11 protein-coding genes are annotated in these 11,095 nt (G+C 68.1%); 1 reads left to right on the plus strand and 10 read right to left on the minus strand.

Annotation, left to right across the window (positions count from 1 at the left end; all coding sequences use genetic code 11):
* Positions 1 to 152: 152 nt before the first annotated feature.
* The 5 genes from H7290_RS18415 to H7290_RS18435 are packed head-to-tail and all read right to left on the minus strand — an operon-like array spanning position 153 to position 5,073.
* Positions 153 to 1,748, minus strand: a complete 1,596-nt coding sequence (locus tag H7290_RS18415) for an AMP-binding protein (protein WP_290515473.1) — start codon at positions 1,746 to 1,748, stop codon at positions 153 to 155.
* Between the two features lie 47 nt (positions 1,749 to 1,795).
* Complete coding sequence (locus H7290_RS18420; protein WP_290515474.1) at positions 1,796 to 1,954, minus strand: hypothetical protein; 159 nt, start codon at positions 1,952 to 1,954, stop codon at positions 1,796 to 1,798.
* A gap of 35 nt (positions 1,955 to 1,989) precedes the next feature.
* Positions 1,990 to 3,276, minus strand: coding sequence for a GAF domain-containing protein (locus H7290_RS18425; protein WP_290515475.1), 1,287 nt, complete (start codon positions 3,274 to 3,276; stop codon positions 1,990 to 1,992).
* 55 nt (positions 3,277 to 3,331) lie between these two features.
* A complete protein-coding gene (locus tag H7290_RS18430; protein WP_290515476.1) occupies positions 3,332 to 4,150 on the minus strand; it encodes a hypothetical protein in 819 nt (272 codons plus the stop codon).
* Entirely contained in the window at positions 4,147 to 5,073 is a 927-nt protein-coding gene (locus H7290_RS18435; protein ID WP_290515477.1) for an ATP-binding cassette domain-containing protein, read from the minus strand. The genes H7290_RS18430 and H7290_RS18435 overlap by 4 nt, the downstream gene beginning before the upstream one ends.
* Before the next feature lie 137 nt (positions 5,074 to 5,210).
* On the opposite strand from H7290_RS18435, the gene kynA reads away from it, so the two are divergent.
* Entirely contained in the window at positions 5,211 to 6,056 is an 846-nt protein-coding gene (gene kynA, locus H7290_RS18440) for a tryptophan 2,3-dioxygenase (protein ID WP_290515478.1), read from the plus strand.
* A 19-nt stretch (positions 6,057 to 6,075) separates the two neighbouring features.
* Here kynA and H7290_RS18445 read toward each other — a convergent pair whose 3' ends face one another.
* The 5 genes from H7290_RS18445 to H7290_RS18465 form a co-directional block, all read right to left on the minus strand.
* Positions 6,076 to 6,747 carry an SRPBCC family protein gene (locus H7290_RS18445; protein ID WP_290515479.1) on the minus strand — a complete coding sequence of 224 codons (672 nt, stop codon included), beginning with the start codon at positions 6,745 to 6,747 and terminating at the stop codon, positions 6,076 to 6,078.
* Complete coding sequence (locus tag H7290_RS18450) at positions 6,747 to 7,604, minus strand: xanthine dehydrogenase family protein subunit M (RefSeq protein WP_290515480.1); 858 nt, start codon at positions 7,602 to 7,604, stop codon at positions 6,747 to 6,749. Before H7290_RS18450 ends, H7290_RS18445 begins: the two co-directional genes overlap by 1 nt.
* Positions 7,601 to 10,063, minus strand: a complete 2,463-nt coding sequence (locus H7290_RS18455; protein ID WP_290515481.1) for a xanthine dehydrogenase family protein molybdopterin-binding subunit — start codon at positions 10,061 to 10,063, stop codon at positions 7,601 to 7,603. Before H7290_RS18455 ends, H7290_RS18450 begins: the two co-directional genes overlap by 4 nt.
* Entirely contained in the window at positions 10,060 to 10,575 is a 516-nt protein-coding gene (locus H7290_RS18460) for a (2Fe-2S)-binding protein (protein ID WP_290515482.1), read from the minus strand. Before H7290_RS18460 ends, H7290_RS18455 begins: the two co-directional genes overlap by 4 nt.
* A 132-nt stretch (positions 10,576 to 10,707) precedes the next feature.
* Positions 10,708 to 11,095: XdhC family protein (locus H7290_RS18465; RefSeq protein WP_290515483.1), on the minus strand; the 388-nt coding region annotated here is incomplete at its 5' end.

An 11,095-nucleotide genomic window follows, 5' to 3' on the forward strand; every position in this document is an offset into this window, starting at 1 on the left:
CGCACAGCGTCGCGCGCTGCGCGCCCGGGAAAGTGACCGACACGACGGGTTGTCAGCACGTGCCGTCCGCGGGCGTCAGGCTGCTTCCTGCCGCTGGTGGGCCAGACGGAGCCGCACCCGGGCGCGGTCGGCCCTGCCCGTCGAGGACGACCTCAGTCGAGGGCTGGAAGCTCTCGCTTCATGACTTTGCCGGTCGGGTTGCGCGGCAGCTCGTCGAGGAACTTGACCTTGCGCGGCACCGCGAATCGCGGGAGGTGCTCTCTGGCATACGCCACCAGATCGGCCTCGGTCACGGAGGCGCCGTCCTTGACCACGACGTAGGCCGCCAGTGCCTGACCGAACTTCTGGTCGTCGATGCCGGTCACGACGACGTCGGAGATGTCGGGGTGGTCGATCAGTGAGTCCTCGAGCTCGCGGGGGAAGACGTTCTCCCCGCCGACGACCACCATGTCGTCGTCACGACCGGACACGAACAACCGGCCGTTCTCATCGAAGTGGCCCAGGTCGCCGGTGCTCATGAGCCCGTCGATGAAGTCCTTGGTGTTGCCGTCGGTGTACCCCCCGAACGGCATGTCATTACCCACATGGATGACGCCGGTCTCGCCCTGCGGCAGCTCCGTGCCGTCGGGCGAGAGGATCTTCACGAACGTGCGGAAGGGTGGTGTGCCGGCGGTGCCCGGCGCCTCCCGGAGGTCGGTCGGACTGGCGATCGTGACCCACCCGGTCTCGGTCGCGCCGTAGAAGTTGTAGACCGAGTCGGTGAACAGGTCCATGTAGTGGTTGGCGAGGTCGCCGGCGAGGGCCGAACCGCTGCTGGCCGTGATCTCGAGCGTCGACACGTCGGCCTTCTTGATGACCGCGGGGTCGACGTCAACGAGCCTCTGCATCATCAGCGGTACCACGACCAGGACGCGGGCCTCGCGCTCCTCGATGTCCTGCAACACCTGTGCAGCGTCGAAACGGCGCCGCAGCACATAGGTCGGCGCGGTCGACAATCCGAAACCGAAGTTGATGAGCCCCCAGGAATGGAACAGCGGGGCCGCCAAGACAACTGTCGAGTTGCCCCGGTACGGAATCGCGCCGAAGAAGGCGATGAGGGGCTTGAGGTCCTTGGGCTCCTCGCGACGGGCTCCCTTGGGCAGCCCTGTGGTGCCCGACGTGAAGATGATGATCTGGCCGGATCGTGACGGCTTGGGGTGCGACGTCGTCGGCTGGCCCTTGATCATCCCGGCAATCGTGGGCAGGTCGGCGGGTGCGTCGTCGTCAGTCCAGGCCAGGACGAGGTCGTCGTGGTCGACATCGGCGCCGACCTGCAGGAACTCCTGATCGAGGATCACGGGCCTGGCCGACTCACGCTTGGCGAGCTCTCCGAGCTGCGATCGACTGGCCATGGTGTTGAGCAGCAGGACCCGACCGCCGGCCTGCATGATCGCGACCATCGCCATGACCATGTACCGGTGGTTGCGTGACAGCAGGGCGATCGAGTCGCCCGGTTCGACACCGCGGTCCTTCAGCCCCTGGGTGAGCTGGTTGATCTGGTCGGCCAGCTCTGACCAGGTGATCTCGCCGGCATCGTCGATGATGGCCAGCTGGTGGGGGAACCGTCGTGCGGCGGCGTTGACGCCCGAGGGGAGACCGGGGCCCCACTTGGCGAGCTGGAGCGCGGCGCCGACCAAGCGGTGCGGCAGAACCGGCTTGAGCATGCCGATCCGGCGGAACACCTTCAGCGTGTAACCAAGCTCGCCCATGCTGTCTCCAAACCCGTCGTGACGCCCCTGACGCTACTGCGCCGGGATCAACCGGGGAAGTGTAACAACGAGTTGCCGAACCCGGCTCGACGATCGACGTGCCCCCAGAGCGCGCCGTCACGGGCAAGGACGGCCCGCCGGATACCGACGAGCGACAGGTCTCGTGCGGACTCGTTGACGGGTGCGGTCGAAGCGACCGTCGTCATGGCCCGCCGGAGCGGAGCCCCCTGCAGGTTGCGGGTCAGCGGAGCTCGTTGTCGAGCCGAGCGACGCGCTCCGTGACCTGGGTGTGACGCGGCGAGGTCGGCGGCAGGATCATCAGTATCCGCTCCCAGACCTCGAGGTCGTCGCATCCGTACGGGGTGTCGGCGAACGACAGAAGCGCGTCGGCGTCGTCGGTGGCCAGCAGGCAGGACCGTATGTGCAGGTGCAGCCCGTCGCGCAACCGTTCGACACCGGGAGCCGCGGACGACGGCAGGATCGGCCCGCGGTACCGCGCCACCGCACGGCGCAGCCGTCCTTCGGCGAGGTCGTCACGCACGGCGGCGACGTCAATGTCGACGGCGTTGCGCAGGCGGTAGGGCCGGGACGCCAGCTCGATGGGCCCGAGCACGATGCGCAACCGCGACACCTCGGCGCGGATCGTGACCTGCGCCTGCTCGTCATCACTCAGCGCCACCGCGAGCTCGGCGGCGGTCATGCCGTGCTCGGACTCCGCGATCAGCAGGAGCAGCTCGCTGTGTCGAAGGCTCAGTCGGGTCGTGGTCGAGCCGTGGCGCAGCACCGCCCCGTGACCCCCGAGCACGTCGAGACCCGGCAGCGACCAGCCGCTGGGCGTGATCGTCGATGAGCGGGGAGTGCTCAACCGCTCGATGCGGAGCTCGGCCTCGACCGCGGCGACGGTGGCCCGCACGAGGGTGAGGCTCTGTGGCGTGGCGACCTCAGCACCACCGGTCAGGTCGAGGACGCCCAGCACCGCGCCGGTGTCGGGGTCGTGGATCGGCGCGGCAGAGCAGCTCCACGGTGTGACCTGCCGGGCGAGATGCTCGGGGCCGAAGATCTGCACCGGGCGGTCGAGGGCCAGGGCGGTGCCGGGCGCGTTGGTCCCGGCGCTGGCCTCGCTCCAGTCGGCACCGGCCACGAAGTGCATGCCCTCAGCCCTCGCGCGCAGGGACGCATCACCCTCGACCCACAGCAGCTGACCGGCCGCATCGCTGACCGCGACAAGCAAGCCCGCCTCGGCGGCACTCTCGACCAGCAGCCGCCTGATGACCGGCATGCCCGTGGCGAGAGGGTGACCGTCACGGATCTCGGCGAGTGCCGCCTCATCGAGCCGGATTGCGGCGAGCGTCTGCTCGGGGTCGAGCCCGCCCTCCACGCTGCGACGCCACGACTCGAGCACCAGCTGGCGCAGACCCGGATTGACGAGACCGCTGCTCACGAACTCGTCGTGCGCGACATTGAGGTGGCGCGACAGCGTGGCCGGATCAGCTCCCGGTGGCATCGCCAGATCGTTGCTGCGGCCCATGAGCGGAGTCTACGTCCGGGGGTGACGTGGGCCACTTTGCCCAAGGCGTCCCGCGTCAGGCGTCGCGCCGCAAGAACAGCACGTAGGACGCGGCCAGCAGCGCACCGACGAACGTGGCCATCACGACGCCGCCACCCACAGCGCCGAACGGCACGACACCGAAGAACCCCAGCAGGTCGCCGATCGACGCGCGCGTGTACATCTGTCCGCCCGCATCGTAGGGCAGGTACTTGAGGATCTGGACGAGGCCACCGGTGCCACGAGGGTCGTCGGAGGCGGCTTTGATCGCGAGGACGATCGCGCGGATGATCTGCTCGACCACGCTCGGCACCAGCATCAGCAACGCCACCGCCGCGGTCTGGTTGCGGGTCAGTGACGCGTAGGCCAGGCCCGACAAGGCGAACAGGACGGTGAAGACGATGGTGCCGCCCGTCAGATTGACCAGATCCTTGCCCGACGGCATGTCGAGACCCCAGACCACGATGCTGAGCAACGCCATCATGATGCACAGCAAGGCGGCGGATGCCGACACCACGGCCGTCGAGATGACCTTCGCGGCGAAGACGAGGCGGCGGTCGGGCAACGCCGTGAGGGTCGCGCGGATCATGCCGTGCCGGTACTCATGACCCGTGGAGAAGACCCCCAGAAGCCCGATGATGTAGGCGATGAACAGCGGTGCCAAGCCGGTTGACGCGCCAATCGTCACAAGGATGTCGAAGGAGCTGTCACCGCTGGGCGCACTCGCGGACTTCGAGAGCTGCCACGCGATCAGCATCGACATGATGAGCTGGAACGTGAGGGCGAGCCCGATCAGCCAGTAGGTCGAGCGGATGGTCCGGAGTCTCACGTACTCGTAGCGCAGCGCGTCGATCACGGTTGGTCACCGCCTGCCAGCTGGCTGCCTCGGAACTCCTCCGAGAGTCCGGTCGCCTCCAGGAATGCCTCCTCGAGCGTGGCCTGACGGGTGACGAGCTGGTGGAGACGCGCTCCGGCCGCGTGGGCGGCGTCACCGATCTGCTCGGCGGTGGCACCACTCACGACGAGTGCCCCGTCGTCCTGCGTGACGGTCGAGCCGATCGCCTCGAGGGCTGGGACGAGCAGCGTCCCGTCGGGGGTCCGGACCTCGACCGTCCCCAATCTGCTGTGCGAGACGAAGTCGGCCACGGCCCCGTTGGCGAGCATCCGGCCCCGACCGATCACGACAAGCTCGTCTGCGAGCACCGCCATCTCCTGAAGCAGGTGGCTCGACACGAACACCGAGCGACCCTCGGCGGCGAGACCCCTCAGCAGCATCCGCAGCCAGGTGATGCCCTGCGGGTCGAGGCCGTTGCTCGGCTCGTCGAGGATCAGCGTGTCGGGATCTCCCAGCAACGCCGCGGCGATGCCCAGACGTTGGCCCATGCCGAGGCTGAACTTGCGCGGCCGTCCGCTGCCGACGCTGCTGAGGCCGACCATCTCGAGCACCTCGTCGACGCGCACGTCGGGGATGCGGTTGGCCGCGGCCAGCATCCGGAGATGGTCGCGCGCGTGCCGGGTGGGATGGAACGGCTTTGCCTCCAGCAGTGCGCCGATGTGGCGCATCGGGTGCTCGAGCTCGGAGAAGGCTCGACCGTCGAACGTCGTCCGCCCGTCGCCGCGGTCAAGCCCCAGCATCAGCCGCATCGTCGTCGACTTGCCTGACCCGTTGGGTCCGAGGAACCCGGTGACGCTGCCGGGGCGCACCACGAACGACAGGTCGTCAACGGCGCGATTGGGGCCAAATGACTTGCCCAGCGACCGAGCCTCGATGAGAGCCATGCCCTCACCATGCCAGATCATTCACCCGGTGAGCTTGGTGCCAGCGTGCCGACCCGACGATTGACCAGAGCCCTTCCCATGATCACCGCCCGGCTGCCCAGCCGCCCCTGACTGAGCAGACGGCCTACCGTGCAGGCATGACCGAATCCTTCCGACCGATCGAGGACGGGGTCGCCATCGACCTGCGCGGTGAGATGACCTACGCCGACTACCTGCGGTTGCCCACCCTGTTGTCGGCGCAGCAGCCGGTGTCCGACCACCACGACGAGATGCTGTTCATCGTGCAGCACCAGGTGACCGAGCTGTGGCTCAAGCTGCTCATCCACGAGCTGAGGTCGGCGATGTCGCTGGTCGCCGACGACGACCTGCCGCCCGCACTCAAACGGCTCGCCCGGGTCAAGGCCATCCAGCGGCAGATGTTCGAGCAGTGGGCCGTGCTCGAGACCTTGACGCCCGTGGAGTACGTCCAGTTCCGCGACTCCCTGGGCCAGGCGTCGGGGTTCCAGTCGCCCCAGTACCGCACCGTGGAGTTCCTCCTGGGCAACAAGAACCCTCAGATGATCGAGGTCTTCGACCACGACGACGGGTTGCGCTCCCGGTTGCAGGCCGACCTCGAGGCACCGAGCCTCTACGACGAGTTCCTGCGCTTCCTTGCCAGGCGGGGACACGCCGTTCCGGAAGCCGTGCTCGCGCGAGACGTCACCCAGCCCTACACGGCCGACCCCGGCGTGACCGAGGTGCTGCGACGCATCTATGCCGACCCCGACACGTACTGGGACGCCTACGAGATGTGCGAAGAGCTTGTCGACGTCGAGGGAAGCTTCCAGCTGTGGCGCTTTCGCCACCTCAAGACCGTCGAGCGCATCATCGGCTTCAAGCGGGGCACGGGCGGCTCGTCCGGTGTGGGCTTCCTGCAGAAGGCCCTCGAGCTCACCTTCTTCCCTGAGCTGAGCGACGCCCGCACCTACATCGGCACGGACTGACGAGCATCGACCCGGTCGATCAGTCGCGCGAGATTGCCCAGATGATGGCGCCGACGACGACGAGACCGCCGACGACGGCCGGCCCGTAACGTCGGATCAGCACCAGCATGACGGTCGACATCAGGTTGAGGTCGGCCGCCGCACTGGGGGGCGGCGGTGGCGGCTGGGGTGCCGCTGCGGCCTGCGGCGCATCGGTTGCCGCCTCGCGCACCGGCTCCTTGATGCCCTGCGCCGTCTCCGGGGCCGACGCGGGTCCGAGCCGCTTCGCGATGCAGTCGACGAACTGCCCGAGCAGCTTGTCGCTGACGTCCTGCATGACGTTGCGGCCGAACTGTGCAGGCTTGCCCGTGATGGACAGGTCGGTGGTGACCTCCACGGCGGTGCCGTCGCCGTCGGGCGTCAGCTGGGCCACGACCGTCGCACCGGCCGTACCGTTGCCGCGCTTGTCCTTGCCCTTGGCCGAGATGACAGCCCGGTGCGCCACCTCGTCGCGCTCGACGAAGGTGCCCTTGCCGTTGTAGACCATGGCGATCGGCCCAAGCTTGACCTTGACCGCCCCCGTGAACTCATCACCCTCGACCGTCGCCAGTGTGGCACCGGGGAAGCACGGGGCGATGCCCTCGACATCGTTGAACGCGGCCCAGGTGACGTCGATCGAGGCCGGGACGACGAAACGGTGACTCAGCTCCATCAGGCGGTTCCGGCCGCGGCCAGCACCGCACGTGACGCAATGACGCCGGCCAGGTGCCGTCGGAAGTTGGCGTCGCCGTTGGTGTCGGTCGGAGGGTTGGTCCCATCGCCAGCGCCCGCGGTAGCGGCCTCGATCGAGGCTGCATCGACCCCACAGCCGACCAGCGCCTGCTCGACGGCGGTGGCGCGGATCGGTACGGAGCCCATGTTGGTCAGTGCGACCCGGGCCTCGGCGATCGACCCGGCCTCGACGCGAACTGCGGCGGCCACCGCGACGATCGACCACTGCTGGGCCACGCGGGTGAACTTCTCGTAGGCCGAGCCCCACCCTGTCGTCTTGGGGATGCGGACGCGGGCCAGGATCTCGTCCTCGCCGACGGCAGTCGTGAACAGGTCGACGAAGAACTCCGCCGCCGGGACGGTGCGCGAGCCGCCGGAGCCGATGATCTCGAACTCGGCGTCAAGCGCGAGCGCCGGCGCGAGCATGTCGCCGGCCGGATCGGCGTGCACGAGCGCACCGCCGAACGTTCCACGGTGACGCACCTGCGGGTCAGCCACGGTCTCGGCGGCCTTGGCGATGAGGCCGGCGTGCTGAGCGATGAGCGGGTCGTTCGCGATGTCGTGGTGCGGTGTCATCGCGCCGATGACGATGGCGTCGCCGTCGTCGCGGATGCCACGCAGCTCGGCGATCCGTCCGAGGTCGACGAGGACCTCGGGTGAGGCCAACCGCAGCTTCAGGACCGGGATCAGGCTCTGGCCACCGGCGAGGATCTTGCCCTCGTCACCGGACGCCACCAGCGCTGAGAGGGCCTCGTCGAGCGTCGTGGGGGACAGGTACTCGAAGGCTGAGGGAATCACTGGACGTCTCCTGTCGGGAGTGAGCCGCTGGAGTTGACCCCCACCTGCTCGGGACTCTTGGGCTGGGTGCTCGCCGGGGTGGCGACGTGCTTGCCGTTCCCGGCACCGCCTGACGCCTGCTGGATCGTCGTCCAGACCCGGAACGGAGAACAGGGCATCTTCATGTCGGTGACGCCGAGGTGGCGAAGCGCATCGATGACACCGTTGACGATGGCCGGCGTCGACGCGATCGTGCCGGCCTCGCCGACTCCCTTGACTCCGAGGGCGTTGGTCGTCGACGGCGTCTCGGTGCGGTCGGTCGTGAACGACGGCATGTCGGCCGCGCTCGGGACGAGGTAGTCGACGAACGAGCCCGTCACCAAGGTGCCGGCATCGTCGTGGACTGCCTCCTCGAAGAGCGCCTGGGCGATGCCCTGCACCAGCCCGCCGTGCACCTGCCCCTCGACGATCATGGGATTGATGACGTTGCCGATGTCATCGACGCAGACGTACTTCATCAGCGTCGTCTCGCCCGTCGCGGTGTCGACCTCCATGGCCGCGAGGTGCGTGCCGTGCGGGAACGAGAAGTTCTCGGGGTCGAACGTCGCATCCGAGTCGAGGCTCGGCTCGAACCCGTCGGGCAGGTTGTGCGCCGCGAACGTCGCGAGCGAGATCTCGCCGAGTGTCATGCCCTGGTCGGTGCCCTTGACGCTGAACGTGCCGCCGGCGAACTCGATGTCGTCGACGCTCGCCTCCAGCAGGTGTGCGGCAACCGTTCGAGCCTTCTCGATGACCTTGTCGGCCGCCGCGACGACCGCCATGCCACCCACGACGAGGGAACGGGAGCCGTAGGTGTCGAGCCCCTTCTGCGAGACCTGGGTGTCACCGTGCAGCACCTCGACGTTCTCGAACGCGACCCCGAGGCGGTCGGCGACGATCTGGCTCCAGGCCGTCTCGTGGCCCTGGCCGTGGGCGCTGACGCCGGTGACGACCTCGACGTTGCCGGTCGGCAGGACGCGCACCTGCGCGTGCTCCCACCCGCCGGCCCCGTACGACAACGATCCGAGCACCCGAGACGGAGCGAGGCCACACATCTCGGTGAACGTCGACACCCCGAGCCCGAGCTGGACGCGCTCACCGGCATCGCGGCGACGCTTCTGCTCGGCACGCAGCTCGTCGTAGCCGAAGAGCCCCAGCGCCTTGTCGGTGGCGGCCTCGTAGTTGCCAGAGTCGTACTCCAGGCCGCACACCGAGGTGAAGGGAAACTCCTCGTGCTTGATCCAGTTCTTGCGGCGCAGCTCGATCGGGTCCATGTCGAGCTCGGCGGCAAGGTCGTCCATGAGCCTCTCGATCGCGAAGGTCGCCTCGGGACGGCCCGCGCCGCGGTAGGCGTCGGTCCAGACCTTGTTGGTGAACAGGTTCTTGCACTCGAACCGGTAGGCCGGGAACTTGTAGATCGAGTTGTACATGAAAGCGCCGAGGATCGGCACACCCGGCGTGACGAGGCCCAGGTAGGCGCCCATGTGGGCGAGCAGACGCACGTCGAGCCCTGTGACGATGCCGTCCTTGGTGGCCGAGAGCTTGAGCCGCTGCACCTGCCCGCGCCCGTGGTGCGCCGCCATGAGCGACTCGCTGCGGGTCTCGGTGTACTTGCACGGCTTGCCGGTGTGACGGGCCGCGAGCATCGTGATGATCTCCTCCGGCGTGACTTGCAGCTTGCCGCCAAACCCGCCGCCGACGTCGGGTGCGATGACCCGCACCTTCGTCTCGGGAATGTTGAGGGTGAGCGCGAGCATCAGGCGCAGGATATGCGGCACCTGCGTCGACGACCACATCGTGGTCTGGTCGCCCGTGGGGTCGACGAGCGTCGAACGGGGCTCCATGAAGGCGGGGATGACCCGCTGCTGGATGTAGGTGCGCTCGATCAGGACCTCGGCGGCGTCGATGGCCTTGCTGACGTCGCCGCCCGTGCCCGCCTCTGACGAGTCGAACACCCATGTGGCCGAGAGGTTGGTGCCGAGCTCGGGGTGCGCGAGGATCTTGTCGTCGAGCGCCTCCTCGAGGTCGAGGATGACCGGCAGCTCGTCGTAGTCGATGTCGACCAGCTCGATCGCGTCGCGCGCCGCGGCCGCAGTGCGGGCAATGATGCACGCGACCACCTCGCCAGCGAAGGCGACATGATCGACGGCGATGGCCGGGTGCGGGGGTGCCTTCTGGTCGGGGGTGATCGGCCAGGCGCACGGCAGGCTGCCCTGGATCTCGGCGACGTCTGCGCCGGTCAGCACTGCCATGACGCCGGGAGACGCCTTGGCCGCGGAGACGTCGATCGCGGTGATCGTGGCGTGTGCGAACGGGCTGCGGACGAGCGCGAGGTGCAGCATGCCCGGCAGCACCATGTTGTCGGTGTAACGGGTACGCCCGGTGATGAGGCGCTGGTCCTCCTTGCGACGGCGTGCGGTGCCGATCTCGGTGACGGTCATATCGCACCACCTGTCGATGATGCCGACGCCGGTTGGGCTGACGAGGAGGCTTCCTTCGCTGCCATCTGCACGGCCTTGACGATGTTCTGGTAGCCGGTGCACCGGCAGAGGTTGCCCTCGAGCCCGTTGCGCACGGTCTCCTCGTCGGGGTCGGGGTGCTCCTTGATCAGGTCGATCGACTGCATGATCATGCCCGGAGTACAGAAGCCACACTGCAGGGCGTGGCACTCGTGGAAGGCCGCCTGCATGGGGTGCAGCTCGCCGTTCTTCGACAATCCCTCGACCGTCGTGACCTCGTGCCCGTCGGCCTGGACCGCGAACATCGTGCACGACTTGACGCTCGTGCCGTCGAGGTGGACCGTGCAGGCGCCGCAGTTGCTGGTGTCGCAACCAATGAGGGTGCCGGTCTTGCCTACTCGCTCACGCAGGTACTGCACCAGCAGCATCCTCGGCTCGACGTCATCGCTGTAGGCGACGTCGTCAACGGTGACGGTGATGGGCGTTCCTGCCATGAGCTGCTCCCTGTTTCGAGGACACGAGCGTGTGCGTCGAGCGACCATCGGTCGGTCGTCACCACCACTTAACACCGGTGTGACCCGTGTCACAACAGTTGCATGAACGTTGCGGCCACAATGAGGTCGCCCTCACGTGGTCTGGTCGTGGTGCACCCGGCGTCCGGTGGCGCTCAGCCGGCGACCGCTCCCGCTCCAACGGAGGGCGATGATCTCCGCCGCCACCGACACCGCGGTCTCCTCCGGCGTCCGCCCACCGAGATCGAGCCCGATCGGGCTCGACAGACGGGCCAGCTGCTCGTCGTCGAGGCCCACCTCCCTCAACCTCTCGAGCCGGGTCTCGTGGGTGGCTCGTGAACCCATGGCGCCGATGAAGGCCGGCCTGTGACGGCCCTCCAGCCGAAGAGCCACATCAAGCACCGGGACGTCGAACTTCGGATCGTGGGTCAGGACGCAGATCACGGTGCGCGCATCGATCGCGCCGTCGTCGACCTGTCTCTGCAGGTAGTGGTGCGGCCAC

Source organism: Aeromicrobium sp. (assembly GCF_014378035.1).
In the GTDB taxonomy this organism is placed as follows: Bacteria; Actinomycetota; Actinomycetes; order Propionibacteriales; family Nocardioidaceae; genus Aeromicrobium.